The organism is Streptomyces sp. NPDC104313 (assembly GCF_055583985.1).
The window spans coordinates 36,499-62,971 of record NZ_JBVJMW010000015.1 but is presented as its reverse complement, the minus strand read 5'-3'; the positions used below and the strand labels follow the sequence as shown (position 1 = coordinate 62,971).

The following is a 26,473-nucleotide window of genomic DNA, read 5'->3' as shown; positions in this document are numbered from 1 at the left end:
AGTACCGCGAGTTTACGTGTAGAATCTAAGGCATGCAGGGCTGACACCCTGCAAATCTTCTACAAAATCCAAAAAACGCTTTCGAATCTTCAGGAGTGAACTTCACCGTGTACACGATCGAGATGGCCTACGCCCGGATGCGCGAGCTGCAGGACCTGGCCAACCGCTCGCGTGCCCACCAGCCCGCCGCCGCGCACCGCGTCGACAAGACCCGCACCCCGCGCGCGCACAAGAAGCGCTGACCAGGACCTATCGGTCCACAGGGCCTCGGGAACCGCCACCGAGCTCTCCTTCCCAACGGCGGTACAGCCGGTGCGGCACGCCTCCCGCGTCCAGCACCCGCCCCGCGACGAAATCCACCAGATCCTGGATATGCGTCGCACCCGCGTAGAACGCCGGAGAGGCGGGCAGCACGATCGCGCCCGCCTCGTCCAGGGCCACCATCTGCTTCAGCGTCTGGCCGCTCAGCGGAGTCTCGCGCACCGCGACGACGAGCGGGCGGCGCTCCTTGAGCGTCACGCTCGCTGCCCGCTGGAGCAGATCCTTCGACAGACCGAGCGCCACTCCGGCCACACAGGCCGTCGAGGCCGGCACGATGAGCATCCCCTTCGCCGGGTACGACCCGGAGGACGGCCCGGCGGCCAGATCACCGGCGGCCCAATGACGTACGCGCTCCAGCTCCGCTTCCCCCACCGCGAACGCGTCGGGCTTCCCGTCGGCTCCCCGCTCCAGCCAGGCCCGCAGATCCTCGCGCCAGTGCCCGTCCCGGAACGCGATACCGGTCTCGTCCAGCAGGGTGAGCCGCGAGGCCCGGCTCACCACCAGGTCCACGCTCTCGCCCGCCGTCAGCAGCCCGCGCAGAACGGCGGCCGCGAACGGGGTACCCGAAGCACCGGACACCCCGACAATCCAAGGCCGCCGCTGCTGATGAGTCACTGAAGTCCTGGATTCCACATCTGCGAGCCTATCCGGCACGCCCTCACGCCCGGCACCCGGAACCGGTCGGGCGCCGCAGACGTTCACCGGGTGACGGGCAATCCGGGGGCAGGGGCAGACCATGGGCGACTACTGGACCACCGACCGCACCACGCGCAACGGCACCACCGGCGGTGCGCGGGCCCTGACCGCCGGGCTCCTGATGGCGGGCTGGGTGGCCCTGCTGTGGGTCCTCGAAGGGATCGACACGGCCACGGGCAACGCCCTGGACACCTACGGCATCAGCCCGCGAGAGACGGCGGAGCTGCGGGACGTGGTGCCCGCCGCGTTCCTGCACAGCGGCTGGGAGCATCTGGCCTCCAACAGCGTCCCGCTGCTGGTCCTCGGTTTCATCGCCGCCCTCGCGGGACTGCGCCGGTTCGCCGCCGTCGTCGTGACGATCATCCTGGTCAGCGGCCTCGGTGTCTGGCTGACCGCCCCGCCGGACACGGTGACGCTCGGCGCGTCCGGCGTGGTCTTCGGGCTGCTCGGCTATCTGCTGGTCCGCGGCTTCGTGGACCGCCGCCCCTGGGACGTCCTCATAGGCGTCGGCGTCGCCGTGGTCTACGGCTCGCTGCTGTGGGGCGTCCTGCCGACCGACTCGGGCGTCAGCTGGCAGGGCCACCTGTTCGGGCTGGCCGGCGGGGTGGCGGCGGCCTTCCTCTTCCGCCGCCCCCGCCGCGCACCGGACAGCCTGGTCACGGTCTGAGCCGGACCTGCGCTCACGGGGTCAGGCCGCGCACCAGCAGGTCGAGCAGCGCGCAGGCGAACAGCGCGATGCCGATGAAGCCGTTCACCGAGAAGAACGCCCGGTTCAGCCGGGACAGGTCGTGCGGACGCACCACCCGGTGCTCGTAGACGAACGCCGCCGCCACGATTCCCATGCCGATCCAGTAGAAGACCTCGGCATCCGTGGCCAGCCCGAACCACACCAGCAGCCCGGTCGTGACCGCGTGGCACACCCGCGCGCCCCACAGCGCGGCCGGAATCCCGAAGTGCGCCGGAAAGGAGAGCACCCCGTGGGCCCGGTCCGCGGCCACGTCCTGGCAAGCGAAGATCAGGTCGAAGCCGCCGATCCAGATGCCCACGGCGAGCCCGAGGATCACCGCGTCCCACGACCAGCTGCCGGTCACCGCGAGCCAGGCGCCGACCGGCCCTATGGCCTGCGCCAGACCCAGGATCGCGTGCGGGAAGTTCGTGAACCGCTTGCCGTACGGGTAGACCACCATCGGCACCACGGCCAGCGGCGCGAGCACCAGGCACAGCGGGTTGAGCAGGGCCGCCGCGCCCAGGAAGACGGCCAGCGCGACGAGCGCGCCGGTCCACGCGGACTTCACCGACACCGCGCCGGTCACCAGCTCACGGCCCGCGGTGCGCGGGTTCCGGGCGTCGATCTCCCGGTCGATGATCCGGTTGGCGGCCATCGCGAACGTCCGCAGCCCCACCATCGCCAGCGTGACGAGCAGCAGCGTGCCCCAGTGGATGGTGCCGTCCAGCAGGAACATCGCGGTCAGCGCGGCGATGTACGCGAAGGGCAGCGCGAAGACCGAGTGCTCGATCATCACGAGCCGCAGGAAGGCCTTCACCCTGCTGTCCGATGGCGCGGGCCCGGGAACGGACGCCGCTTCCGCCGTACTGCTCACAGCCCGTATTCCTTCCAGCGACGGTCGACCTTCGCCGCCGTCTCCGGGTCGGAGACGACCATCTCCGGCCATCCGCCGTCCCGGGTGTAGCCCTCCGTGGGCAGCTTCCTGGTGGCGTCGATGCCCGCCTTGCCGCCCCAGAACTGCTGGTACGAGGCGTGGTCCAGGTGGTCGACCGGCCCCTCGGTGACCGTGAGGTCGCGGGCGTAGTCGGTGTTGCCGAGCGCCCGCCAGGCCACCTCGTGCAGATCGTGGACGTCGCAGTCGGCGTCGACCACCACGATCAGCTTGGTCAGCGACATCATGTGCGCGCCCCAGATCGCGCTCATCACCTTCTGCGCGTGCTTGGGGTACTTCTTGTCGATCGAGACGATCGCGCAGTTGTGGAAGCCGCCCGCCTCGGGGAGGTGGTAGTCGACGATGTCCGGCACGATGATCTTCAGCAGCGGCAGGAAGAAACGTTCCGTGGCCCGGCCCAGCGGCCCGTCCTCGGTCGGCGGACGGCCCACCACGATGGACTGGAGCAGCGGCCTCTTCCGCATGGTGACGCAGTCGATGGTCAGTGCGGGGAACGGTTCCTGCGGGGTGTAGAAGCCGGTGTGGTCCCCGAACGGGCCCTCGGGAAGCATCTCGCCCGGCTCCAGCCAGCCCTCGATGACGACCTCCGCCTGCGCGGGAACCTGGAGCGGCACGGTCTTGCAGTCGACCATCTCGATCCGCTTGCCCTGGATGAACCCGGCGAAGAGGTACTCGTCGATGTCCCCGGGCAGCGGTGCGGTGGAGGCGTACGTCACGGCGGGCGGGCAGCCGAAGGCGATGGCGACGGGCAGCCGCTCACCGCGCCGGGCGGCGACCTGGTAGTGGTTGGCGCTGTCCTTGTGGATCTGCCAGTGCATCCCGATGGTGCGCTTGTCGTGCCGCTGGAGCCGGTAGAGGCCCAGGTTCCGGACGCCGTTCTCGGGGTGCTTGGTGTGGGTGAGGCCCAGGTTGAAGAACGAACCGCCGTCCTCGGGCCAGGTGAACAGCGCGGGCAGCTGGTCCAGGTCGACGTCGTCGCCGGTCAGCACCGTCTCCTGGACGGGCGCGTCGCCGGACTTCACCTTCTTCGGCGGCACGTGCACCATCGAGCCGAGCTTCCCGAAGGCCTCCCGCACCCCGACGAAGCCCTGCGGCAGCTCCGGCTTGAGGAGCCCGCCGATCTTGTCGCTGATGTCGCTGTACGACTTCAGCCCGAGGGCCTTCAGGAGGCGCCGGTCGGTACCGAAGACGTTCATGGCCAGGGGCATCGAGGAGCCCTTGACGTTCTCGAACAGCAGGGCGGGCCCGCCCGCCTTGTTGACCCGGTCGACGATCTCGCCGACCTCCAGGTGGGGGTCGACCTCGACCTTGACGCGCTTGAGATCACCATCGCGCTCAAGAGCCCGGAGCAGGGAGCGAAGATCGTCGTAAGCCATGCGGTCCAGTTTGTCATCCCCGCCCCCGCGGCCCCGCCGGGGCTCCCCCGGCGCCGCGCGCCGAAAGTCCGCCGAGCGTCCGCGCACGCGCCCGGGCAGGTCCGGCTCCGGGCCCCGGTTCGTTCATGCCGAGCCGGTACCCTGGCCGCGACACCGGGCTCATCCCGCCCGCCGCCGCTTCCTGGGGGACGCACCATGAGAGCCCTGATGTTCATCGTCCCGCTGGCTCTGACGATCTACGCGTTCATCGACTGCCTGAACACCACGGAGGAGGACACCAAGCATCTGCCGAAGATCGCCTGGGTCTTCATCATCCTGCTGTTCTGGATCGTCGGGCCCATCGTGTGGCTCGCCGCCGGCAAGAACCGCCACAACAGGGCCGGGGGTACGGGACCCGGCTCATGGCAGCGGAACAGGCGCCGGCAGTGGGTGGCCCCGGACGACAACCCGGACTTCCTCAAGTCGCTCAAGGACGACCAGGACGCCGAGCCCGACGCCGAGGAGGAGCGGGGCCGCCGCGACAGCGGTACGAACCCCGACGACAAGGCCCCGCCCGCGTCCTGACGGACCGGCGGGAGCGGTCGGCACCGGGCTGCCGCAGGCCCGTCCAGCCGCCTCGGACCGCCGTTCGGCGCGGTCGGGGAGAGCGGCACGGGCGGCTGCCACGGCCCCCGTACTCCCCGGAGGCGTTCGGCCACCGCGCGGCGGTCCTGGACTCCGGGCCGCACTGACCCGGCACACACGGCAGCCCCCGGACGGATTCCCGTCCGGGGGCTGCCGTGTGTGGTCGCGGCTCAGACCCCCGCGTAGGAGTGCAGGCCGGAGACGAAGATGTTCACGCCGTAGTAGTTGAACAGCCAGCAGGCGAAGGCGACGAGCGCCAGGTAGGCGGCCTTGCGGCCCTTCCAGCCGGCGGTGGCGCGGGCGTGCAGATAGGCGGCGTAGGCGACCCAGGTGATGAAGGACCAGACCTCCTTGGGGTCCCAGCCCCAGTACCGGCCCCAGGCGTCGCCCGCCCAGATCGCGCCGGCGATGATCGTGAACGTCCACAGCGGGAAGACGGCCGCGTTGATCCGGTAGGAGAACTTGTCCAGCGAGGACGCCGAGGGCAGCCTCTCCATGACCGAGGTCGCGAACTTCCCGGGCGTGCCACCGGAGGCGAGCTTGTTCTCGTAGCTGTCGCGGAAGAGGTAGAGGACCGTGCCGACCGCGCCGAGGTAGAAGACGGCTCCGCAGATGATGGCGGTCGAGACGTGGATCCACAGCCAGTACGAGTGCAGCGCGGGCACCAGCTGGTCGCTGTCGGTGTAGAGCGTCGTGACCGCGATGCCGAGGTCCAGAAGGACGGTGGTGACCAGCGGGAGGCCGATCCAGCGGACGTTCTTCTTCAGTGCGAGCAGCACCAGGTAGGAGCCGACCGCCACCGTGGAGAAGGTGATGGAGAACTCGTACATGTTGGCCCAGGGGGCCCGTTGCACCGACAGGGCGCGGGTGGCGACGCCGCTCGCCTGGACGAGGAACGCCACCACGGTCAGCGAGACGGCGATCCGGCCCCACAGGTCGCCCTTGAACGTGCCGCCGGCCGCACCCGGCCCGTCGGGCACGTCACGCGTACCGGTGGCGGAGCGGGTGATGACCTCGGGCCGGTCCAGCACGGCCGTGCCACCGGCGCGCGCCTTCCCCGCGGTGGCGGCGGAGGCGGAGGCACCGGCCCCGGGGGCGGACAGCGCGGCGGCGGTGCGGCCGACCTTGCTGCGGCTGCCGAGGACCCACTCCGCGATATGCGCGAAGAAGGCCAGGGTGTAGACGGCCATCGACGAATAGATCAGCACATTGCTGGTGTTCGCCAGGCTCTCGTTGGTCGCGGCGGCGAGATTCACTTCTCAGCCCCTTCGGCAGGTGCTTCGGCAGGATGTACGGGCCGGCTCCCGGCCTCGTTCGTGGCGTCGGTCGTGGCGTCGGTCGTACCGGGCCCGTCCGGCGTGACCGGTTTCTCCGGCGTGTCCGGGGCCTTGGCGGCGGCGGGGGCGACGGGTGCCGTGGCGACCAGAGCGGCCGACAGGTCGCCCAGTTCCTCGGGGAGCCTCGCGGACTCGCTGCGACCCAGCCCCGCCATCTCCACCACCGTGACGCCGTCGGCGCCCCGGACCGCCCGCACCCACACCCGGCGGCGCTGGATGAACAGCGAGCCGGCGAGGCCGGCGATGGCGGCGACGGATCCGCCGAGCGCCCAGCCGTTGCCCGGCTGCTGCGAGATCTGGAAGCTGGCCCACTCCTCGGTTCCCTCGAAGGTGATGGAACCGGCACCGTCGGGCAGGTCCAGCTTCTCGCCCGGCATCAGCATCTTCTTGAGGAGCTCGCCGTCCTCGCCCTTGAACTCCTTCATCTTGGACGTGTCGAGCTGGTAGACGTTCTGCGCCAGCCCGGAGTCGACGCCCAGGGAGCCCCGGTAGGCACTGAGCGCCAGCACGGGGAAGTCCAGGCCGGGGAACTGCGAGAACATCTGGCCCTTGCCCTCGCCGGCGAACGTCGGCACGAAGAAGGCCTTGAAGCCCAGCTGGGTCTTCTTGCCGTTCTTGTCCTTGTAGCCGTCCATCACCTTGATGGCGCCGGACGAGGTGACGTTGTTGTCGATCGGCAGCAGCGGGACCGCGGACCGCGAGACGACCTTCCCCCTGCCGTCCCGGACGGTGACGACGGGCGCGTAGCCGTGGGCGATCAGATAGATCTTGGTGCCGTCCACGACGAGCGGTTCGTTGACCTTGATGACGTCCTTGCGCTCCGCGCCGTCGGCACCCTCGGTATACGTCACCCGGGCCTCGAAGGTGCGCGGGGTGCCGCGCTGGGGACCGCTCTTCTCGTACGTACCGACGAACTCGTCGAGCACGAAGCTGAACGGGGCCAGCGAGTCGGAGTCGTAGAGCGAGCCCGACTTGAAGTCGTCGTACTGGGTGAGCGTGTTGGAGAAGCCGTCGCCCTCGACGATCAGCTTGCCGCCCTCGGATTTGAAGAGCTGCCCGGAGGCGAAGGCCACCAGCATCACGATCAGGGCGATGTGGAAGACCAGGTTCCCGGTCTCGCGGAGGTAGCCCTTCTCGGCGGCGACCGCGTCGCCCACCTCGTGCGCCCGGAAGCGCCGCTTGCGCAGGACGGCGAGGGCCGCCTCACGGACCTCCTCGGGCTCGGCCCCGGTGCGCCAGGTGGTGTACGCGGGCAGGCGGGTCAGCCGCTTCGGCGCGCCCGGCGGACGGCTGCGCAGCTGGCCCACGAACTGGCCGGTGCGCGGCACGATGCAGCCGATGAGCGAGACGAACAGCAGGATGTAGATCGCGGAGAACCACACGGAGCTGTAGACGTCGAAGAGCTGGAGCTTCTCGTAGATCGGGGTGAGGGTGGTGTGCTGGTCCTTGAAGGCCTGCACCTTCATGTCGTCGACGCTGGTCTGCGGGATCAGCGACCCCGGGATGGCACCGAGGGAGAGCAGGAAGAGCAGGATCAGGGCGACCCGCATCGAGGTGAGCTGACGCCAGAACCAGCGCGCCCAGCCGATCACGCTCATCGCGGGCACGCCCGCCCCGGTGTCGGGGCGCTCCTCGCGGGGCGCGGTGGAGAGCTGTTCGCCCGCCGCGCCGTGGGCGGAGCCCTGGCCGCGCTCGTCCTCGCGCTGCCGCGTCCGCGTGCTGTTCGACTTGCCCATGAACTCAGATCCCTACAACGAAGCCGGTGGTCCAGCTCTGCATGTGCTGCATGAACGTGGCCCACACACCGGTCAGCAGCAGGATTCCGGTCACGATCATCATGCCGCCGCCGATCCGCATCACCCATGCGTAGTGGCGCTTGATCCAGCCGAACGCTCCGAGCGCCTTGCGGAAGGCGACCGCGGCGAGGATGAACGGGACACCGAGACCGAGACAGTACGCGACGGTCAGTATCGCGCCACGTCCGGCGGTGCCCTCGGTGAAAGCGAGCGTGCTCACGGCGGCGAAGGTCGGCCCCATGCAGGGGGTCCAGCCGATCCCGAAGAGCGCGCCCAGCACCGGTGCGCCGGCCAGTCCGGTCACCGGCCGCTTGTGGAACCGGAACTCGCGCTGCGTCACCCCCGGCAGGCGCCCCATGAAGAAGATCCCCATGAGGATCATCAGGACGCCGAGGATCTTGTTGAGCACCCCGGCGTGCGACTGGAGCTCCTGGCCGAAGTAGCCGAAGAGGGCCCCGCCCGAGACGAAGACGGCGGTGAAGCCGAGCACGAAGAGGGTGGCCCCCATCACGACGCGGCCTCGGCGCGCGTCGGCCAGGTCGGTGCCGCTGACCCCGGTGACGTAACTCAGATAGCCGGGCACGAGGGGGAGCACGCACGGGGAGAAGAACGAGATGAGACCGGCCAGCAGGGCGATGGGCAGGGACACCAGGAGCGTCCCGGTCATGACGGTCTCGTTGTACGCGGCCAGCGTGACGGTCTCGTGGTGGGCGGCGAACGGGATCACTGGATCACTTCTCCGCGATGATCGGGTCGATCATCTTGCGCAACCCGTCCGCGTCGAGCGCCTGGAGCGTGCGGGCCGCGATCTTCCCGTCCCGGTCGATGACCACGGTGGACGGGATGGCCTGCGGGTTCAGGGTGCCCTTGGGGAAGCGGAGGATGAGCTTGCCGATCGGATCGTAGAAGCTCGGGTACTCGACCCCGTAGTCCTTCTCGAAGTTGATCGGCTCGTCCCGCTCGGTGTCCCGGGTGTTGATGCCGACGAACTGGACGCCCTGGTCCGCCGTCTCCTCGGATACCTGCGCGAAGTACTTCGCCTCCAGCCGGCAGGGGCCGCACCAGGAGCCCCAGACGTTGAGCACGATGACGTCGCCCTTGTAGTCGGCGAGGTCGAGCGGCTTGCCGTCCAGAGCCTCGCCGTCGAGCTTCGGCGCCGCCACCCGGTCGCCCTTCGCGACGGTGGAGACGCCTCCGCTGCCGGCGATGAAGTTGGTGTTGCCGCCGCCTCCGGCCTTACTGCCCCCGCTGCACGCGGACAGCGTCAGGGCACCGGCCACAGCGGTGGCGGCGAGCAGGGTGAAGCGGCGTCGGGATGCGCGGCCAAAGCTCATGTGAAAAGTTTCGCATGGCAGATTCCGGGCTCCCCCGCGCCCCCCTCAGTGCCCGTAAAGCCCCTTGTCAAGCCTGTTTAAAGAAGGAGTTCCAGCCGCCGGTGGGCGCCTGTCCGACGTCCAGCGTCCGGAGCTTGGCGAGCACGGCGGGGTCCTGTACGTCGAGCCAGTCGACGTACTGCCGGAACGAGACGAGACGCACGTCGTCCTTGTCCGCCACCTTCTTGATCACTTCTTCCACGGCGTCCATATAGATGCCGCCGTTCCACTCCTCGAAGTGGTTGCCGATGAAGAACGGTGCGCGATTCGTTTCGTACGCGCGCTGGAAACCGGCGAGATACGCCCCGGCCGCCTGGGTCCGCCAACCCGGATAACGCGAGGGCATGCCCTTCGTCGAATTCTTCGACTGATTGGCGAGGATGTTGTAGTCCATCGAGAGCACCTCGAAGGAGTGTCCGGGGAACGGCATCGCCTGTAGCGGCAGATCCCAGACACCGCCGCGCTTCACGGGCCAGGTCTGACGGCCGCCCGGCGAGCTGGCGTCGTAGCGCCAGCCCAGTTTGCTCGCGGTCGGCAGGAGATTGTCCTGGCCGAGCAGGCAGGGAGTGCGGCCGCCGATCAGTTCCTTGCGATAGTCGAACGGAAGCGGATCCTCGTCCTCCCAGCCGGTGTTCGTCCGCCATTCCGTGACGAACGACACGGCCTGATTGATCTCGCTGTGCCATTGGGCGGGCGTCCAGCGCTCCACGGATCCGGAACCACCGCAGAAATGCCCGTTGAAGTGGGTGCCGATCTCGTGGCCGTCCAGCCACGCCTGGCGCACGTACTTCAGCGTGTCCTTGACGTGATCGTCGGTGAGATAGCCGATGTCGGAGGCGCCGCGGGGGTTGTTCGGCGGACGGTAGAGGGATTTCTTCGACTCGGGCAGCAGATAGATGCCGGAGAGGAGGAACGTCATGGCCGCGTCGTGTTCCTTGGCCAGTTCGAGAAAGCGCGGGAAGAGCCCGTTGCCGACCTCACCCGCACCGTCCCAGGAAAAGATCACGAACTGCGGCGGCTTCTGGCCGGGTTCGAGCGGAACAGGCGCCTGCGGCTGGTTGGGCTGTTTGCCGGTGTCGGCCGTCGAACCGTCACCGATCAGCCGGACCTTCTTCTTCGACGCGCCGTTTCCGGTGCTGTTGCCGTTGCCACCGGTGTCGCCTCTGCCGCCCTGGCCGGGCCCTCCGTCGCCGGAGGAGCCCGAGGAGCCACAGCCGGCGAGGCCGATCGCGGCTGCGGCGCCGAGCCCCGCCCCGAGCAGGCCCCTTCGATCGATGTCGCGCATGCCATCCCCATCTGCGGTCGTTTTATCTCAAGCTCATACAAACTGCTGAAGGGTTAGATGAGGCGCGTAACACGTCGGTTCCGTGCATTTGGGGACTTTTTTTACGCTTTACCTTGCGAGCCGACCGGCCGTCCGCCTGATCTCGGTGCTACGCATGTACGGCGCTCGCACGTCTTTACGGGCAGCCCTGGTGGGGGACGCAGGAGTGGCCCTCCGCAGTTCTGCCGTCGACCGACGGATCACCGGCCGGCATCGGGGGCCACCGGTCAGAGCCGACGGCCGGTGCCCCCGGTCAGTGCCGATGGTTTGAGGCCACCGGCCGGTACCGCCGGATCGGCTTTCCTGGATCGTCGAACTCGCGCGCGGGCACGGAGACCGCCCGGCGGCCACCTGCCGGCCGCCTCTGGACCGCCTCTGGACCACCCCTGGGTCGCCCTACTGGAAGGTTTCCACCAGGGCGTCGGCCAGGAGCCCCTGCCAGCAGGCGTGGTCGCGGCCGCCGTTGTGGCATGCCCGCTCCTTCCGGACGGCCTGCGCGTTGTCCGGGGTGCGCGGCAGCCGCATGAGCAGCTGGTCGCCGAGCCGGTACATCGTGTTGTCCGTGCCCGCACCGGCCGGCGAGGCCAAGCGCAAGGTAGTGCGTTGCCGCTGGTCACGACCTTGTTGCAGGGTTCGCGCAGCGGGAAGGGGCCACTTCGGTCAGGCCATGTCGGCCGACCAGGGACGGGGCACCTTCAGGTCCGTCGCGGACAGCTTCGGGAGTCCTGGGCCGACTCAGCGGGCCGTCGGAGCCGACAGCGTGACCGCCTCGCGCAACTCGTCGGAGGCCTGGGAGATGAGCTGGGAGAGGGAGGCGTCCGGGGAGGCCAGCCAGCGGGACGTGGCGCGCCGGTGGATCGCCAGCACCACGTCGATGATGAAGCGCGCCTTGCCGGGCTCGACGCCGCGGCGCTCCAGCGCCGACGCCAGCGCGTCGGCGATGTCGGCGAGTTTGATCAGATCGCGCTCAGCCAGTGCCGGGTTGGCGGCGATCACTCTGACGCGGCGCAGCAGGAACTCGCGCGGGCGAAAGATCCCCTCGGCGGATCTCAGCGCGGTCAGCAGCGCCTCGATCGGCGTGAGGCCCGGGTCGGTCGCCTCGACCTGGGCGACGAGGTGGGCCTCGAGTTCGTTACCGGCGAAGAGGACTTCCCGCTTGTCGGGGAAGTAACGGTAGAAGGAGCGCTCCTTCAGACCGGCGGCGCCCGCGATCTGCGCGACCGAGGTGCGCTCGAATCCCTGTGTCTCGAACAGCTCGAGCGCCGCGCGCTCGAGTCGGCCTTGTGCGTCGGATTCCCATCTCGGCATACCCACCAGGGTACGACAACAGCATCTGTCGTCACGCTGATATCGTCGATGACAACAGATGCTGTTATCACTTGGGAGACCGTCATGAAGGCTCTTCAGTTCGACCGGTTCGGGCCCCCGGACGTGATCGTGCTCCGCGACGTCCCACAGCCGGAGCCGGGACCCGGTCAGATCCGGATCGCCGTGCGGGCGTGCGGCCTGACACCGGCCGACTGGCACGTCGTCGACGGTCTCCTCGCCGACCATCTGCCGCCGCTGCCGCGCGGGCTCGGCTTGGAGATCGCGGGCACCGTCGACGCGCTCGGCGAGGGCGTCACCGGCGTCCGGATCGGCGACCGCGTGTTCGGCCCGGCCACCTTCCACGGCCCGACGGCCGGCGCCGCCGAGTACGCGCTGATGCCGGCCTGGGCACGCATCCCCGAAGGCGTCACCGCCGAGCAGGCCGCCGCGCTGCCGATGGCGGCCGAGACGGCGTGGCGCGCGCTCGAGGACCTCGACGTCCAGCCGGATGAGCTGCTGCTCGTCCACGGCGCGGGTACCACCGTGGGTGAGGCGGCGGTGCGCTTCGCGCTGCACCGGGGCGTTCGGGTGATCGCCACCGCCGGGCCGACTCGGGCCGCGGTCCTGGATGAGATCGGCGCCCGGGTGACCGCCTACGGCGAGGGCATGGCCGAACGTGTCAGCGCACTGGCCGGGGGCCGCGTCGACCGCGCCCTGGACACGGCGCCGACCGGGGGCCGGATCGACCGCGCCGACCGGCCAAGTCCGGCCGGCGGCTCGCTACCGGCCCTGATCGGGCTGACCGGGGATCCCGACCGTGTGCTCACCGTCTCGGACTTCGCCGCCGCGGCCGAGCTGGGCGTCCGGACCACCACCGAGATCCGCTATGAGCAGATGGACGAGTTCGCCCGGCTCGCCGGCGAAGGCATCTTGGTCGTACCGGTCGCCCGCACCTACACGCTCGACCAGATCCAGGAAGCGGCCGAGCTCAGCCAGTCCCGCCGACCCGGCGGCAAGCTCATGCTCGTCCTGTGATCGTCCTGCCGGCCTGACAAAGCGAGACCGCCCCGACGAGGAGCGGGGTCAGGCCTCGGCCTTGCGAATCGGACCAGCGGTCCGTATGGTCACACTCATACGGACCGACAGTCCGTTTTGGTCCGGCGTCCCGTCCTTTCGGGTGGCCTGCCAGGAGGAGCTATCACGCGTGTCCGGGCCGGTCCCGTGATGAACGGCCGTACCCACCGGGCCGCGATCGCCGTGTCTTCGAACGGGATGGAAGGCTTGATCATGACAACGCCGATGCCAGCCGCGGAGCTGTACCACCACGGTCTGCGCCTGCTGCTGGAGAAGGACATCGCGGGCTGGGTGGACCTGTGGGACGAGGAGGGTGTCCTGGAGTTCCCCTTCGCGCCCGAGGGCTGGCCCGTACGGCTGGAGGGGAAGGCCGCGGTCGGCGCGTACATGCGCCACTACCCCGACCACGTCGACCTGCACGACTTCCCCGAGGTGACGGTCCACCAGACCACCGCGCCGGAGACGATCGTGGTGGAGATGCGCGGGGTCGGACGCCTGGTGGAGAGCGGCAGCCCCTTCGACATGACCTACATCGCCGTGGTCACGGTCAAGGACGGGCTCATCACTTCCTACCGCGACTACTGGAACCCCCTGTCCGTTCAGCAGCCCGGCGCCGACTTCGTGGGAGCGAACCGATGACCACCACCAACGCCACTCTTGTCATCGGGGCCACCGGCACCACGGGCAGCCGCGTCACCGCCGGCCTGATCACCGAAGGCCACCGCGTCAAGGCCGCCGGCCGCAAGGCCACCCCGGTCGACGGCGCGCAGGCCGTCCGCTTCGACTGGAACGAGCCCGCGACCTGGGACGGGGCCCTCGCCGACGTCGATCGCGTCTACCTCGTCCCGCCCATCGGCTCCTCCGACCCGGCCGTGGTCATGCTCCCCTTCCTGCGCCAAGCCCGCGCGACGGGCGTGCGCCGCGCGGCGCTGCTCAGCTCCTCCGCGATCCCCGCGGGCGGCCCGGCGGTCGGGCAGGTCCACGAGGAACTGCCCGGCCTGTTCCAGGAGTGGGCCGTGCTGCGTCCGTCCTGGTTCATGCAGAACTTCGCCGGCCACACCCCCCACGCGCGCAGCATCCGTGAGGAGGGCGCCATCCGGACGGCCTCGGGGGACGGCCGTGTCGGGTTCATCGACGCGTCCGACATCGCCGCCGTCGCCGTACGCGCCCTGACCGACGAGCAGGCCCCCGACACCGACCTGATCCTGACCGGGCCCCAGGCGCTGAGCTACGACGAGGTCGCCGCGATCATCACCGAGGTCACCGGCCGGCCCGTCACGCACCGGCACCTGACCTTCGAGGAGCTGCGCGACCGCTGGGCGGCCGAGATCCCGCTGGAGTTCGCCACCATGCTGGCCGGCATGGACCGTGCCATCGCCGACGGCGCGGAGGACCGCACCACCGACACCGTCGAGCGCCTCACCGGCCGCCCCGCGGGGACGCTGCGCGCGTTCGCCGAACGGGAGGTCCGATGAGACGGCTGATGTTCCACGACGATCCGGCGTTCTGGTTCGAGACACTGCGCAACCTCGGTCTCGCCGCATAGGCGGCTCCGACGTCGGCGAGGTCATCGCCACCGCCTCACGCATCACCTCCGGCGACTACGACGGCTGGCACGACGCCCGGCTGTCCACCGCCGAGCGCCTGCTTCCGCGACGCCATCGCCCACCTCCCCGACGTCACGCCCGTCGAGATCCCGTACGAGGACACCGTCTTGCGCGGCTACTTCTACCGGGCGGCCGACGAAGGCCCGAGGCCGACGCTGGTCATGCACAACGGATTCGACGGCGCCGCCGAGGAACTCCACTTCCTCGGCGCACTCGCCGGACAAGAACGCGGCTACCACGTCCTCACCTTCGACGGCCCCGGGCAGCCCGCCGCCGGGGAATCCGATCCGCGCAGGCTGTACCGGCACCTCACCGCATCCAAGACGCTTCTGACGTTCACTGAGGAAGAGGGAGCCGACGCCCACTGTCACCCTGGCGCGATCCGCCTCGCCGTAGCGCGTATCTTCGACTGGCTCGACGACACGCTCCAGCCGGTCGGACGCCACGCCGCGGACGGGCCGAAGACCACGGAGGACCTATGACCCAGCGCCCGGAGCGCGCGGACGCCCTGCGCAACCGAGAGGCCGTCCTTGCCGCCGCCGACGGCCTCTTCGCCGCCAGCCGCAGCCCCCACAGCGTGTCGATGGACGACATCGCCGCGGCCGCGGGCGTGGGCAAGGGCACCCTCTTCCGCCGCTTCGGCGACCGCGCCGGCCTGATCGGCGCCGTCATCGCTTCCCGCCTCGAACCCCTGCAGCAAGCCGTACGGAAAGCCCAGGAGGCGACCGGATCCTCACCGCACCGACGTGTGCGGGAACTCCTCGACGCCTCGCTGAGTTTCAAGATCGACAACCGGAACCTGATGTCGGCCGCAGAGGACGCCGGACTCAGCAGCCCCTACCAGGCCGACCACTACGGCTGGTGGCACGACACCCTGCGCACGGAACTGGCTGAAGTGCCCGGTGTCCACAACGCGGACTTCACCTCCCACGCGCTGCTCGCCGCCGTCCGCGCCGACCTCGTCGCCCACCTGATCGACCACCGGAAGATGTCCCCCCACGACCTGCGGGCCGCACTCGCGGCCCATGTCGACAGTGTGCTCGGCGCCGGCTCGGGCACACCCCGGCGCCGAGCGCCCGACGAGGCCTGACCAACCCCTCCACGGCTACAGCCCGAACACCGCCGACAGGGTGGAGGCGGCGAGGCCTCCGGGAGGTTCCTCCCTACCGAACCTCTGGTGGGGCCGGCGCAGGCTGAGCACCGCCAGGCCGTACGGGGTGGCCCGGATCGCCCTGCCGTGTCCCCGGAGTGTCCCGGCCCCAGGGGCTCCTCGCGGCGGTGGCTACGCGCCGAACGCCTTGGACTGCCCCGGCTTCCCCTTCACCGGCTTGGCCCCGGCCAGCAGGTGCACGGGCACCAGGTCCCGGGCCGGCTCCGAGTAGCCGACCGAGACGATCCGGTCGCCCCGGTAGGTGAAGCTCGTCAGCGAGGCGAGCGTGCACTGCCGCTTGCGCGGGTCGTGCCACAGGCGGCGGCGCTCGACGAAGGAGCGCAGGATCCAGATCGGCAGCTGATGGCTGACGCAGACCGCCTCGTGCCCGCGCGCCGCGTCCCGGGCGGCGTCGATCGCGCCCATCATCCGGACGACCTGCTCGATGTACGGCTCACCCCAGGACGGCTTGAACGGATTGGTGAGGTGCTTCCAGTTGTCCGGCCTGCGCAGCGCGCCGTCGCCGACGCCGAAGGTCTTGCCCTCGAAGACGTTGGCCGCCTCGATCAGCCGGGCATCGGTGGCGAGGTCCAGTCCGTGCGCCTTGGCGACGGGGGCGGCCGTCTCCTGGGCGCGCTCCAGCGGGGAGGCCACGACATGGGTGATGTCGCGCTTCTCCAGGTGGTCGGCGACCCGGTCGGCCATCTTCCGGCCCAGGTCGGAAAGGTGGTAGCCGGGGCGGCGACCGTAGAGCACGCCGTCCGGGTTGTGCACCTCGCCGTGCCGGACCACGTGCACCACGGTCAGCTGCTCGTCGCGGTTGACGCTCTCGCCGTTCGCGTCGGCGCCATTCCTTCCGTTCGCGTTCTCGCTCATGCGGTGGCCTCCGCCGCGGCACGGGCGGCGGCGGGCAGGGCGGCGGCGACGCGCTCGACCGCCCGCTCGTCATGGGCCGTGGAGACGAACCAGGACTCGAACGCCGAGGGCGGCAGGTAGACGCCCTGCTCCAGCATCGCGTGGAAGAACGCGGAGAAGCGGAAGACGTCCTGCTTCCTGGCGTCGTCGTAGTCACGGACGGGCTCGTCGGTGAAGAAGACGGAGAACATGTTGCTGGCGGCGGACACCGTATGGGCGACGCCCGCCTCGGCGAGCGCGTCGCCCACCAGAGCGCGCAGCTCGGCGGAGACCGCGTCGAGCTTCGCGTACGCCGCGTCGTCCAGCAGCCGCAGCTGGGCGAGCCCGGCGGCGGTGGCGACCGGGTTCCCGGAGAGGGTGCCCGCCTGGTAGACCGGGCCGGCCGGGGCCAGGTGCGCCATCACGTCGCCGCGACCGCCGAAGGCCGCGGCGGGGAAGCCGCCGCCCATCACCTTGCCGAAGGTCATCAGGTCGGGCCGGACACCGTCGACGCCGTACCAGCCGGTCTTCGACGTACGGAAGCCCGTCATGACCTCGTCGGAGATGTACAGCGCGCCGTTCGCCGCGCACAGCTCCTTGAGCCCGGCGTTGAAGCCGTCCGCCGGCGGGACGACGCCCATGTTGCCGGGCGAGGCCTCGGTGATCACGCAGGCGATCTCGCCCGGGTGCGCGGCGAAGGCGGCGCGCACCGCGTCCAGGTCGTTGTACGGCAGCACGACCGTGTCCCCGGCCGTGGCGCCCGTGACTCCCGGGGTGTCGGGCAGCCCGAAGGTGGCCAGGCCCGACCCGGCGGCGGCGAGCAGCGCGTCCACGTGCCCGTGGTAGCAGCCGGCGAACTTCACGACCTTGGCCCGGCCCGTGAAACCGCGGGCCAGCCGGATCGCCGACATGGTCGCCTCGGTTCCGGAGGAGACCAGGCGCACCTGCTCGACGGGCTCGATGCGCGCCACGATCTCCTCGGCGAGCGCGACCTCGCCCTCACCCGGCGTACCGAAGGAGGTGCCCCGGGAGACCGCCTCCTGGATCGCGGCGATGACCTCGGGGTGGGAGTGGCCGAGAATCATCGGCCCCCACGAGCACACGAGGTCGACGTACTCGCGGCCGTCGGCGTCGGTGAGGTACGGACCGGTGCCGGACACCATGAACCTGGGTGTACCGCCCACGGCCCGGAAAGCACGCACGGGAGAGTTCACGCCGCCGGGCGTCACGACGGACGCCCGGTCGAACAGCGACTGCGAAACTGGGGCTTCGTATGAATACGCCACTTTGGTCCTGATCTGCGATTCGGGTATCGGGAGGCCGGGCCGGGAAATCCCTAACAATCTCGGCCACCGGTGAGCAGGGAGCGCGCTCCCCTCGTATCACGAAAGAGCGTCAGCCCCCTCGCATCTGCGAAACTGGGGCGTCATAGGGAAAGCTCACACATGCCATGGTGTCAGAGGCACGGACGGTCTTGCGGGCAGGTGTTTCACCGCACGCCCGCGGGGGAGGTCACTGACACGATGATCGGGTTGCGCGGCGGGGGCTGTGCCTCCTAAGAAGTAGTCGGGTGGATGAGATATGCATCGCGGTGGCGGAGTGGGCGAGGGGACCGACGACCTGGGGCCCGAGCCTGCCCGGCGAGGGCGGCACCGGCGCAGGGCGGAGCGCGCACAGAGCAGGGGCGCGGACAGCACGCCGCCCCCCGGGACCAGGAGCGGGGGCGGGATGGGGGTGACGTACAAGTATTTCGGCGCCCCGGACGGGGCCACCGCCGCACGCGTGCCCATCTCGATGCGCCCGGAGGAGCTCGGCGGTGACGAGCTGGGCATGGGCGGCATGTTCACCAAGATCAAGCCGGAGACCGTGGCCGCCATGGTCCTGACCGGAATCCAGGGCATACCCCTGCACAAGGTGCCCCCGCTCGAACTGGTCGTCCTCCACCCCGACTACGCCGTGGTCAAGCTCCCGATGACCGTCGTCGACCCGCTGCGCGGCGTCGGCGAGGAGTCGGTCGGCGCGGCGGCCTTCATCTGGTCCACGGTCCCCGATCGCGGTGGGCCGCGCGACGCCTTCCACGTCTACCGGCTGCTCCACGAGTGGCAGGACTTCTCCCACCGGCTGCACGACGCGGGGCATCAGGCGTACTGCCTGGTCTGGCCCTGACCCGCCGGCCTGCCTGGACCCGCCGGGCGTGCCGGGCGTGCCGGGCGTGCCGGGCCATCGGGACCGGCATCGCCGGGGACCTGGCCCGCACAACTGGCCGAAGCGTTCAAACGGACGCACCCACGTGCACATATTCGGTCAAGATCCAGCCATATATTGCGCGGTTTTGGCTGACGGCCGGTCTTCAGCCGACCCGCCCCGGGCGCCGATGCACAGGACACCCGACCATCGAGGAGGTCCGTCGTGGGCGACGTTCTGCTGGCCCTGTCCATCCCCGTGCTCGTCTTCGGCAGCGGCATCTACGCGGCCTGCGACTGCTGGTGGCGCCGCAGGCATCCGGCGCCCCCTTCCCCCTACACCCACCGGGCGGCCCGGCTGGCGGAGCAGGAGATGCTGCTCCTGGCCGAGGAGATCGTCGCCGACGCGCACGCCGCACTCGGCCCCCTCTACGACGCCACGGCCGCCCCACGCCCCGCCGGACCGCCCGCCGAGCTCACGCCCCAGGCACCCCATGAGTCCCAGGCGCCCCGGTGGGCCCCGGCGGGCGCCACCCCGGGTCGCGGCCCGTCACGGCCAGCAGCCGCTCGAAAGCGCTAGCCCCCTCCCCCACCGGGAACGGCTCACCGAACACCTTCGTCTCCCGGACCTGCGGAGCCAGCGCCGGCCCCAGTTCGTCGAGCACGCTCTCACCGATCGTCTGTGTCATGCCTCCCACCCCGCGCCCGAGCGCGCCCGACGTCTTGAGGAAACACGACAGGCGCGCGGAGGACGCGGGACCAGAATCGGGATATGGCCGCCGGACCTCGCCGCGACACCCGGGGGCATCGTCGGCGCCCCGGCCCTGTTCGCGCACGTGCGCTTCCGCCGCCGCGAGCCCGCCGCCGCTCCGCACCAAATCCCGGCCAAATCCGTGGCAGCCCGTCCCGTCCCGGTGGCATCCTGACCGGGTGAACGGACCCGAGATCACCCTCGAAGTAGCCTCTGAGCTGCGACTCTTCGTCCCGCACGACCGCCGCGGCGGGCCCACCTCCCTCGTCACGGACGGCTCCTCGACCCTCGGCCATGTCATCGAGTCCCTCGGCGTCCCGCTCACCGAGGCCGGAACGCTGCTGGTGAACGGCGCCCCGACGGACCGCTCGCATGTGCCCGGCCCCGGCGAGCACGTCGACGTACGCGCCGTGGAACGACCCCAGCAGGTCCCCGGCGCACCCCTGCGCTTCCTCCTCGACGTCCATCTCGGGACGCTGGCACGCCGGCTGCGGCTCCTGGGCGTCGACGCGGCGTACGAGAGCGAGGACATCGGCGACCCCGCCCTGGCCACCCTCTCCGCACGGGAGCGGCGCGTCCTGCTCTCCCGGGACCGCGGGCTGCTGCGCCGCCGCGAGCTCTGGGCGGGGGCGTACGTCTACAGCGACCGCCCCGCGGAGCAACTCCGCGACGTCCTCGGCCGCTTCGCCCCGGTCCTGGCACCGTGGACCCGCTGCACCGCGTGCAACGGCACGCTGGCCGGGGCCACGAAGGACTCCGTGAACGGACTGCTCGAACACGGTACCCAGGAGGCGTACGACGTGTTCGCCCAGTGCGCGGAGTGCTCCCGGGTCTACTGGCGCGGCGCCCATCACGGTCACCTGGAGACGATCGTGTCCGAGGCGATGACCGAATTCGGGGGTGCGCCGGCGTAGGGCCCTTCGTTCGGATCATGCCGGACCGGCGAGCCGCGGGCCCGGCGCGGTCCCCGGTCGTGGCCTCCCGCGCACGGGGCGCCCCGCACCGCCTGCCTATCCTTCTCCCCGTACCCGATCAGCAGTCCGAGGAGATCGCCATGGCCGCCACCCCCATCGCCGTCATCACCGGCGCGAGCAGCGGCATCGGCGCCGCGACCGCCCGTACGCTGGCCGCCGCCGGCTTCCGGGTCGTGCTGACCGCCCGCCGCAAGGACCGCATCGAGGCGCTGGCCGCCGAGATCACCGAAGCCGGTCACCAGGCGACGGCCTACCCCCTGGACGTCACCGACCGCGCGGCGGTCGACGAGTTCGCCACCGCGTTCCGCTCCCTCGCCGTCCTCGTCAACAACGCGGGCGGGGCGCTCGGGGCCGACCCCGTCGCGACCGGTGACCCCGCCGACTGGCGTCAGATGTACGAGACCAACGTGATCGGCACGCTCAACGTCACCCAGGCGCTGCTGCCCGCCCTCACCGCGAGCGGCGACGGGACGATCGTGATCCTCTCGTCCACGGCGGCGCTGTCCGCGTACGAGGGCGGCGGCGGCTACGTGGCGGCCAAGCACGGCGAACACGTCCTGGCCGAGACCCTGCGGCTGGAGATCGTCGGCACCCCGGTCCGCGTCATCGAGGTGGCGCCCGGCATGGTCAGGACCGAGGAGTTCGCCACCACCCGCTTCCGCGGCGACACGGAGAAGGCCGCCAAGGTCTACGCGGGCGTCGATGCCCCGCTGACCGCCGAGGACGTGGCCGACACGATCGGCTGGGCCGTCACCCGCCCCAGCCACGTCAACATCGACCTCCTCGTGGTCCGCCCCCGCGCCCAGGCCTCCAACACGAAGGTCCACCGCACCGGGTGAGCCCGCATCACTTCTTCGCGGACCCGGACGCGGACGCGGACCCGGACGCGGCACCGGACCCGGACGCGGACCCGGCGACGCCTCGCGCGGCGACGAGCACCGGGTGGTCGTGCGGGGTGATCGTGCAGCGCGCTCCGGGCACCAGCGCGGTCGCCTCCCAGCTGGGCAGGTCCGCCTTGCAGGCGGCTCCGGAGTCCGTGGTGAGGTGCAGCCGGGTCGTGGCACCGAGGAAGGTCGCCACCCGTACGGTCGCGGGGGTGCCCGCCCCGTCGTCGGCGGCGCCGACCGCGAGGCCCTCGGGGCGCAGCAGTACGTCGACCTCGGCGCCGGCGGCGGGCAGCTCGCCGTGGATGGGCAGCCGCCGCCCGAACAGCTCGACGACCCCGCCGTCCCGCACGGTGCCCGGCAGCCGGTTCATGGCGCCGACGAACTCGGCGACGAACGGCGTGGCCGGGCGGTCGTACAACTCGCCGGGCGCGGCGCACTGTTCGAGCCGCCCGTCCTTCATCACGGCGACGCGGTCCGCCATGGACAGCGCCTCCTCCTGGTCGTGGGTGACGAAGACGGTGGTGATGCCGAGATCCAGCTGGATGCGCCGGATCTCCTCGCGGAGGGTGAGCCGGACCTTGGCGTCCAGGGCGGACAGCGGCTCGTCGAGGAGCAGCACCCTGGGCCGGATCGCCAGCGCGCGGGCGAGCGCGACGCGCTGCTGCTGGCCGCCGGACAGCTGGTGCGGGTAGTGACCCTCGCGGCCGGGCATCCCGACCAGGTCCAGCAGCTCCCGCGCCCGCTCCTCGCGCTCGGCGTTCGCCCGGCCGCGTACCCGCAGGCCGTACGCGATGTTCTCGGCGGCCGTCATGTTCGGGAACAGGCTGTACGACTGGAAGACCATGCCGATGTCACGGCGGTTGGCCGGGACCGGGGTGACGTCCTGGCCGTCCATCAGGAGCTCGCCGCCGTCGGCGCTCTCGAACCCGGCGATGATGCGCAGCGCGGTGGTCTTGCCGCAGCCGGACGGCCCGAGCAGGGCGACCATCTCACCGGCGGCGATGTCCAGGTCGAGTCCGTCGAGAGCGACCGTGGAGCCGAACTTCCGGCGCAGTTGCTTGAGGTGCACGGGAACGGTCATGACACGGTCTTCCTTCGGTTCTCGCGGACGGAGTCCCTGCGCGTACGACGGCGGCTGCGACCGCCGGCCAGGGTGGTGAGCAGGAGCAGCAGCCCCCAGGTGATCAGCAGGCTCAGCATCGCGGCCGCCACCGAGAGCTGTGCCTCGGAGTCCTTGACCTCCACCATCCATACGGAGAACGGGCGGTAGGAGAGCACGGAGGCGACGGTGTACTCGCCGAACACCATGGCCAGGCTGAGGACCGCGCCGCCCACCACGGCGGTCCGCAGATTCGGCACGACGACCTGCCACAGGGTCTGCGGGCGCGAGGCGCCCAGGCTGCGGGCGGCCTCGACGAGGGTGCGCAGGTCGACGGCGCGCAGCCCGGCGTCCAGCGAGCGGTACAGGAACGGCAGGGACATGACCGTGTAGACGAGCACGAGGACCAGCGGGAAGTCCTCGTCCCGCAGGAGCTGGAAGGTCAGGTACAGGGGGGTGTCGGCCAGGTCCTGTTCCCAGGACAGCACCGTGGTGACACCAGCGACCAGCGCGATCGGCGGGACGACCAGCGGCATCATGCACAGGATCTCGACGGTCCGGCGCAGTCGGGGAAGATAGAGCGCGACCGCGACCAGGGTCGGCACCATCAGGAGCAGTCCGCAGACGATGGTGGCCAGGCCCAGGCGCACCGAGAGCATCAGGCTGGTGGTCAGCCCCTCGGTGCCGAGCCCCTTCGTGTACGCGTCGAAGCTGACGCCCTCCACCTCGTTGACGCTGAACCAGATCGAGGCGCCGATGGGAACCAGGAAGTACAGCGCGGCGAGCGGCAGGACGATGCCCCGCGAGGTGAACGTCATCCGAGCCATCGGGTACTCCTGCGCTGCAGCGGTATCTGTACGGCCATCACGAGCAGCGCGATCACGACCATGTTGAGGCTCATGGCGAGGGCGAGGTTCTCCTGGCCCACCAGGACGTTGCCGTTGAGGGCGTTGGCGATCTGGATGGTGATCAGCGGCTGCGACGAGCCGACCATCACGGCGGCCGTGGCGTGCGAGGCGAACGCCGTGCCGAACATCAGCACCGTGCCGCCGAGCAGCGAGGGCGTCAGCACCGGGATACCGACGTGGAGCCAGTACTGCCCCCGGGTCGCCCCGCAGGAGGCGGCGGCCTCCTGCCACTGGGCGCGCAGTCCGTCGAGCGCGGGCAGGACGGTCACCACCATCAGCGGGACCATGAAGTAGAGGTAGGCCAGCACCAGGCCGGTGAAGCTGTAGAGGCTGAAGCCCGTACGGTCCAGGTGGAACAGCTGGGTGACCGTGCCGGTGGTGCCGAGCGTCGCGATGAAGGCGAAGGCGAGCGGCGCGCCGGAGAAGTTGGCGAGCACCCCGCCGGCCGAGACGACGATGCCCCGCAACGCCGGCCGCGGCGAACTGACGACAGCCTGAGCGATCAGCGTGCCGATCACCGTCGCCAGCACTGCGGTCACCAGCGAGAGTTCGACGCTGCCGGTCAGTCCGGTCGCGTAGGCCCCGGACAGCGACCCGCTGACGTTGTCCGTCGAGAACCGGCCGGCGCCGCTCGCCGAGTCCACGACGGTGAACGCCCCGTACACCATGGTCCCGGCGGGCAGCCCGAAGCACACCGCGAGAAAAGCGAAGAAGGGGACGACGACGGGCCACCGGTGCCGCCGCGCGCCACGGCGGCGGGCGCCGTCGTTCCGTACCGGCGGCGCGGAGGGCCCGGGAGCGGTGGGGCCCGGCGCGGGCGCGGAGCCCGCGACGGAGAGTGCGGTCTGGTCGGCCATGGTCAGCTGACCGCCTTGCCCCAGCCCTGGACGACCGTCTCCTTGGCCTTCGCCTCCTGGTCCGCGGTCGGCTCCTCGGGAGTGCCGTGGACTTCGGGGATCTGGGCGACGGCGGCCTTGTCGGCGGTGCCGTCCTTCTTCATCGCGTCGAGGAGCGCCGGGCGCGAGAAGCCCTTGAGCCAGATGTTCTGGCCCTCGGCGCTGTAGACGAACTCCAGCCACAGACGGGCTGCCGCCGGGTGCGGGGCGTGCTTGTTGACGCCCTGGTTGTAGTAGCGCGAGTACGGACCGTCGGCGGGCACCACGACCTGCCAGTCGACACCCTTGGGCTTCAGCTTCTGACCGTAGCCCAGATTGAGGTAGTCCCAGTCGATCGAGATCGGCGTCTCGCCCTGCTGGATGGTGGCGAGCGTGGACTTCGCGGGGACGAAGTTGCCCTTCTTCTTCAGCTCCTGGAAGAAGTCGAGCCCCGGCTGCGCGTCGTCCAGGGAGCCGCCGTTGGCCAGCGACGCGGCGACGACGGCGGCCAGCGCGGAGCTGGACTCGGTCGGGTCGCCGTTGAGCGCGACCTTGTTCCGGTACTCGGGCTTCAGCAGGTCCTCGAACGTCCCGGGGCAGTTCTTGACGGCCTTGGCGTCGCAGCCGATGGACATGAAGCCGCCGTAGTTGTTCATGAAGGAGGCGTCCGGCTGCTTCTGCGTGTCCGGGATGTCGTCCCAGCCCTCGACCTTGTAGGCCGCGAGCAGGTCCTGCTTCCTGGCCTCCTGCATGTACGAGGTGCCGAGGTCCAGCGCGTCGACGGCACGGTCCTGGCCCTTGCGTTTGGCCGCGGCGTTCAACGCGCCCTGGCTGCTGCCGCCCGGGTCCTCGTTGTTGACCTCGATGGCGTACTTCTTCTCGAAGGCCGCGATCATCTCGCCGTAGTTGGCCCAGTCCGGCGCGAGGGCGTAGACGTTGAGCTTGCCCTCCTTCTCCGCCGCCGCGACGAGCTTCTCCATACCGCCGAGGGCCGCGGCCGACTCCGCCTTCGCGGCCCTGCTGTTCTTCGCACCGGCGTCCTCGGGTGCGGAGCCACAGCCGGTGGCCACCAAGGCGGTGAGGCCGGCGAGGGCCGCGGCGGTCAGGACGCGGCGGGGATGGTGTGCCTTCACGATGCGTACTCCTGGGTCTTCGGCGAGCCACCTGTATGGACAAGCCATCGTCAGTAAGCCAGCCGAAGTTAGCAGTCAGGTGACCAGCGGGTAAAGCTTTGATGAGGTAAAAAGTGCAGGTCAGAAGCGTTATAGAGACGTAGGTTTACCTGCCCCCAAAGCGGTTAGACGCAGGGTTCACACTTTTGAGGAATCCACCTGCTGCGCACAGCCCGGAGATGCGCCGCGCCTCGCGCGGATGGCATGATCGTCCCCGCGCACCCACCACGCACCGCGCGTCCGGCGCATCCCCTCCCCGGAAGCCCGGCAGCCCGAAGCACCGAGCCTCAAGCCCCCAGGAGAGACGTGACCCGACGGCACCAGCAGATCGCCGATGAGCTGCGCCGCGCCATCGCCGAAGGCACCCACCCGGTGGGCTCCGAGCTGCCGTCCGAGTCCGAACTGGCCCTGGCCCACGGCGTATCCCGGGGCACCCTCCGGCAGGCCTTCGGCACGCTCCAGTCGGAGGGGCTGATCGGGTCCCGGCAGGGCGCCCGCCGGACCGTCCTGTCCACCACACCCAGCCAGAGCTTCACCGAGCTGCGCAGCTTCGCCCAGTGGGCCAGGGCCGGCGACCGCACTCCGGGCGGCCTGGTGCTCCGGTCACGCCGTGCGAAGGCGACCGAGGCACAGGCCGCCCAACTCCGGCTCGCCCCGGGCGACCCGGTCCTGCACGTCCTGCGGGTGCGCACCCTGGACGGCGAGCCGGCGCTTCTGGAGCGCACGGTGTACGCCGGGTGGGCGGCGGCGGCCGTCGAAGCGCTGCCGGACGACTGCGAGTCGGTCACCCAGAGCCTGTACGAGGAGGCCGGCGTGGTCATGGACCACGGCGAGCACCATCTGGACGCGGTCGCCGCCGGCACCACGGACGCCCGGGAGCTGGGCGTCCGGCGCGGCTCCCCGCTGCTGCGGGTGCGCCGCACCACGACCACGTCCGAGGGCCGTCCCGTCGAAACCTCGGACGACCGCTACCGGCCCGGCTCGGTCGTCTTCACCGTCCGCAACTCGGTGCAGGCCAATCCGCTGGTGCGCACCGCCGCCGACTGACACGCGGGGCGGCCCCGC

General features: G+C 70.6%; 29 protein-coding genes and 1 pseudogene. 13 read left to right on the top strand and 17 right to left on the bottom strand.

Features of this window, described 5'->3' with window-relative positions; genetic code table 11:
* The first annotated feature begins 95 nt into the window (after nt 1-95).
* Nucleotides 96-242, top strand: a complete 147-nt coding sequence (locus ACZ60Q_RS28930) for a hypothetical protein (protein ID WP_007460445.1) — start codon at nt 96-98, stop codon at nt 240-242.
* Between the two features lie 7 nt (nt 243-249).
* Here ACZ60Q_RS28930 and ACZ60Q_RS28925 read toward each other — a convergent pair whose 3' ends face one another.
* Nucleotides 250-936, bottom strand: coding sequence for a UbiX family flavin prenyltransferase (locus tag ACZ60Q_RS28925; RefSeq protein ID WP_469640370.1), 687 nt, complete (start codon nt 934-936; stop codon nt 250-252).
* 121 nt (nt 937-1,057) lie between these two features.
* On the opposite strand from ACZ60Q_RS28925, the gene ACZ60Q_RS28920 reads away from it, so the two are divergent.
* Nucleotides 1,058-1,684 (top strand): rhomboid family intramembrane serine protease, encoded by a 627-nt coding sequence (locus tag ACZ60Q_RS28920; protein WP_469640368.1) that lies wholly within the window; start codon nt 1,058-1,060, stop codon nt 1,682-1,684.
* Nucleotides 1,685-1,697: 13 nt separating this feature from the next.
* Here ACZ60Q_RS28920 and mqnP read toward each other — a convergent pair whose 3' ends face one another.
* Both mqnP and ACZ60Q_RS28910 read right to left on the bottom strand, forming a co-directional pair.
* Nucleotides 1,698-2,618, bottom strand: a complete 921-nt coding sequence (gene mqnP, locus ACZ60Q_RS28915) for a menaquinone biosynthesis prenyltransferase MqnP (RefSeq protein WP_469640366.1) — start codon at nt 2,616-2,618, stop codon at nt 1,698-1,700.
* Nucleotides 2,615-4,072 carry a menaquinone biosynthesis decarboxylase gene (locus ACZ60Q_RS28910; RefSeq protein WP_469640365.1) on the bottom strand — a complete coding sequence of 486 codons (1,458 nt, stop codon included), beginning with the start codon at nt 4,070-4,072 and terminating at the stop codon, nt 2,615-2,617. The genes mqnP and ACZ60Q_RS28910 overlap by 4 nt, the downstream gene beginning before the upstream one ends.
* A 207-nt stretch (nt 4,073-4,279) precedes the next feature.
* Here ACZ60Q_RS28910 and ACZ60Q_RS28905 point away from each other — a divergent pair, with 207 nt between their 5' ends.
* A complete protein-coding gene (locus ACZ60Q_RS28905; protein ID WP_469640566.1) occupies nt 4,280-4,636 on the top strand; it encodes a PLD nuclease N-terminal domain-containing protein in 357 nt (118 codons plus the stop codon).
* A 230-nt stretch (nt 4,637-4,866) separates the two neighbouring features.
* Here ACZ60Q_RS28905 and ccsB read toward each other — a convergent pair whose 3' ends face one another.
* From ccsB to ACZ60Q_RS28870, 7 genes are all read right to left on the bottom strand, one after another.
* Complete coding sequence (gene ccsB, locus ACZ60Q_RS28900; RefSeq protein WP_469640363.1) at nt 4,867-5,952, bottom strand: c-type cytochrome biogenesis protein CcsB; 1,086 nt, start codon at nt 5,950-5,952, stop codon at nt 4,867-4,869.
* Complete coding sequence (gene resB, locus ACZ60Q_RS28895) at nt 5,949-7,769, bottom strand: cytochrome c biogenesis protein ResB (RefSeq protein WP_469640361.1); 1,821 nt, start codon at nt 7,767-7,769, stop codon at nt 5,949-5,951. The genes ccsB and resB overlap by 4 nt, the downstream gene beginning before the upstream one ends.
* A 4-nt stretch (nt 7,770-7,773) precedes the next feature.
* A complete protein-coding gene (locus ACZ60Q_RS28890; protein WP_469640564.1) occupies nt 7,774-8,496 on the bottom strand; it encodes a cytochrome c biogenesis CcdA family protein in 723 nt (240 codons plus the stop codon).
* A 64-nt stretch (nt 8,497-8,560) separates the two neighbouring features.
* Nucleotides 8,561-9,163: a TlpA family protein disulfide reductase gene (locus ACZ60Q_RS28885; protein ID WP_469640359.1), complete on the bottom strand. Its 603-nt coding sequence runs from the start codon at nt 9,161-9,163 to the stop codon at nt 8,561-8,563.
* Nucleotides 9,164-9,230: 67 nt separating this feature from the next.
* Entirely contained in the window at nt 9,231-10,487 is a 1,257-nt protein-coding gene (locus ACZ60Q_RS28880; protein WP_469640358.1) for a polysaccharide deacetylase family protein, read from the bottom strand.
* Between the two features lie 435 nt (nt 10,488-10,922).
* Nucleotides 10,923-11,114, bottom strand: coding sequence for a hypothetical protein (locus ACZ60Q_RS28875; RefSeq protein WP_469640356.1), 192 nt, complete (start codon nt 11,112-11,114; stop codon nt 10,923-10,925).
* Nucleotides 11,115-11,261: 147 nt separating this feature from the next.
* Nucleotides 11,262-11,834: a TetR/AcrR family transcriptional regulator gene (locus ACZ60Q_RS28870; RefSeq protein ID WP_469640354.1), complete on the bottom strand. Its 573-nt coding sequence runs from the start codon at nt 11,832-11,834 to the stop codon at nt 11,262-11,264.
* A gap of 84 nt (nt 11,835-11,918) precedes the next feature.
* Here ACZ60Q_RS28870 and ACZ60Q_RS28865 point away from each other — a divergent pair, with 84 nt between their 5' ends.
* From ACZ60Q_RS28865 to ACZ60Q_RS28845, 5 genes are all read left to right on the top strand, one after another.
* Complete coding sequence (locus tag ACZ60Q_RS28865; RefSeq protein ID WP_469640352.1) at nt 11,919-12,869, top strand: NADP-dependent oxidoreductase; 951 nt, start codon at nt 11,919-11,921, stop codon at nt 12,867-12,869.
* 252 nt (nt 12,870-13,121) lie between these two features.
* Nucleotides 13,122-13,547: a nuclear transport factor 2 family protein gene (locus ACZ60Q_RS28860; protein WP_469640350.1), complete on the top strand. Its 426-nt coding sequence runs from the start codon at nt 13,122-13,124 to the stop codon at nt 13,545-13,547.
* Nucleotides 13,544-14,383, top strand: coding sequence for an NmrA family NAD(P)-binding protein (locus tag ACZ60Q_RS28855; protein ID WP_469640349.1), 840 nt, complete (start codon nt 13,544-13,546; stop codon nt 14,381-14,383). The genes ACZ60Q_RS28860 and ACZ60Q_RS28855 overlap by 4 nt, the downstream gene beginning before the upstream one ends.
* Nucleotides 14,384-14,622: 239 nt before the next feature.
* Nucleotides 14,623-14,997, top strand: a complete 375-nt coding sequence (locus tag ACZ60Q_RS28850) for an alpha/beta hydrolase family protein (RefSeq protein WP_469640347.1) — start codon at nt 14,623-14,625, stop codon at nt 14,995-14,997.
* Nucleotides 14,994-15,605, top strand: a complete 612-nt coding sequence (locus tag ACZ60Q_RS28845) for a TetR/AcrR family transcriptional regulator (protein ID WP_469640345.1) — start codon at nt 14,994-14,996, stop codon at nt 15,603-15,605. The genes ACZ60Q_RS28850 and ACZ60Q_RS28845 overlap by 4 nt, the downstream gene beginning before the upstream one ends.
* A gap of 192 nt (nt 15,606-15,797) precedes the next feature.
* On the opposite strand, the gene ACZ60Q_RS28840 is transcribed toward ACZ60Q_RS28845, so the two are convergent.
* Both ACZ60Q_RS28840 and hemL read right to left on the bottom strand, forming a co-directional pair.
* The gene (locus ACZ60Q_RS28840; protein ID WP_469640344.1) at nt 15,798-16,541 is read right to left on the bottom strand and encodes a histidine phosphatase family protein; all 744 of its coding nucleotides are present in this window, start codon (nt 16,539-16,541) and stop codon (nt 15,798-15,800) included.
* Nucleotides 16,538-17,809, bottom strand: coding sequence for a glutamate-1-semialdehyde 2,1-aminomutase (gene hemL, locus ACZ60Q_RS28835; protein ID WP_469640562.1), 1,272 nt, complete (start codon nt 17,807-17,809; stop codon nt 16,538-16,540). The genes ACZ60Q_RS28840 and hemL overlap by 4 nt, the downstream gene beginning before the upstream one ends.
* Nucleotides 17,810-18,140: 331 nt before the next feature.
* Between hemL and ACZ60Q_RS28830 the strand changes: the two genes are divergently transcribed.
* Together ACZ60Q_RS28830 and ACZ60Q_RS28825 are read left to right on the top strand one after the other, a co-directional pair.
* Nucleotides 18,141-18,725, top strand: a complete 585-nt coding sequence (locus ACZ60Q_RS28830) for a hypothetical protein (RefSeq protein ID WP_469640342.1) — start codon at nt 18,141-18,143, stop codon at nt 18,723-18,725.
* 243 nt (nt 18,726-18,968) lie between these two features.
* Nucleotides 18,969-19,322, top strand: coding sequence for a hypothetical protein (locus tag ACZ60Q_RS28825; protein WP_469640340.1), 354 nt, complete (start codon nt 18,969-18,971; stop codon nt 19,320-19,322).
* On the opposite strand, the pseudogene ACZ60Q_RS28820 reads toward ACZ60Q_RS28825, so the two are convergent.
* Nucleotides 19,249-19,410 (bottom strand): annotated as a pseudogene (locus ACZ60Q_RS28820) (TIGR03086 family metal-binding protein); the annotation flags it as partial. The gene ACZ60Q_RS28825 and the pseudogene ACZ60Q_RS28820 sit on opposite strands and share 74 nt — an antisense overlap.
* A 262-nt stretch (nt 19,411-19,672) precedes the next feature.
* On the opposite strand from ACZ60Q_RS28820, the gene ACZ60Q_RS28815 reads away from it, so the two are divergent.
* The gene (locus ACZ60Q_RS28815; protein ID WP_469640338.1) at nt 19,673-20,407 is read left to right on the top strand and encodes a Mut7-C RNAse domain-containing protein; all 735 of its coding nucleotides are present in this window, start codon (nt 19,673-19,675) and stop codon (nt 20,405-20,407) included.
* 140 nt (nt 20,408-20,547) lie between these two features.
* Complete coding sequence (locus ACZ60Q_RS28810) at nt 20,548-21,306, top strand: SDR family NAD(P)-dependent oxidoreductase (RefSeq protein WP_018961603.1); 759 nt, start codon at nt 20,548-20,550, stop codon at nt 21,304-21,306.
* Nucleotides 21,307-21,313: 7 nt separating this feature from the next.
* Here the strand turns inward: ACZ60Q_RS28810 and ACZ60Q_RS28805 are convergent, their stop codons facing one another.
* The 4 genes from ACZ60Q_RS28805 to ACZ60Q_RS28790 are packed head-to-tail and all read right to left on the bottom strand — an operon-like array spanning nt 21,314 to nt 25,369.
* Nucleotides 21,314-22,435 (bottom strand): ABC transporter ATP-binding protein, encoded by a 1,122-nt coding sequence (locus ACZ60Q_RS28805; protein ID WP_469640337.1) that lies wholly within the window; start codon nt 22,433-22,435, stop codon nt 21,314-21,316.
* Nucleotides 22,432-23,280 (bottom strand): ABC transporter permease, encoded by an 849-nt coding sequence (locus tag ACZ60Q_RS28800; RefSeq protein WP_469640335.1) that lies wholly within the window; start codon nt 23,278-23,280, stop codon nt 22,432-22,434. Before ACZ60Q_RS28800 ends, ACZ60Q_RS28805 begins: the two co-directional genes overlap by 4 nt.
* Nucleotides 23,268-24,218, bottom strand: coding sequence for an ABC transporter permease (locus ACZ60Q_RS28795; RefSeq protein ID WP_469640333.1), 951 nt, complete (start codon nt 24,216-24,218; stop codon nt 23,268-23,270). Before ACZ60Q_RS28795 ends, ACZ60Q_RS28800 begins: the two co-directional genes overlap by 13 nt.
* 2 nt (nt 24,219-24,220) lie before the next feature.
* Nucleotides 24,221-25,369 carry an extracellular solute-binding protein gene (locus tag ACZ60Q_RS28790; RefSeq protein WP_469640331.1) on the bottom strand — a complete coding sequence of 383 codons (1,149 nt, stop codon included), beginning with the start codon at nt 25,367-25,369 and terminating at the stop codon, nt 24,221-24,223.
* A 345-nt stretch (nt 25,370-25,714) separates the two neighbouring features.
* Between ACZ60Q_RS28790 and ACZ60Q_RS28785 the strand changes: the two genes are divergently transcribed.
* Nucleotides 25,715-26,455 (top strand): GntR family transcriptional regulator, encoded by a 741-nt coding sequence (locus ACZ60Q_RS28785; protein WP_469640329.1) that lies wholly within the window; start codon nt 25,715-25,717, stop codon nt 26,453-26,455.
* Nucleotides 26,456-26,473 lie beyond the last annotated feature (18 nt).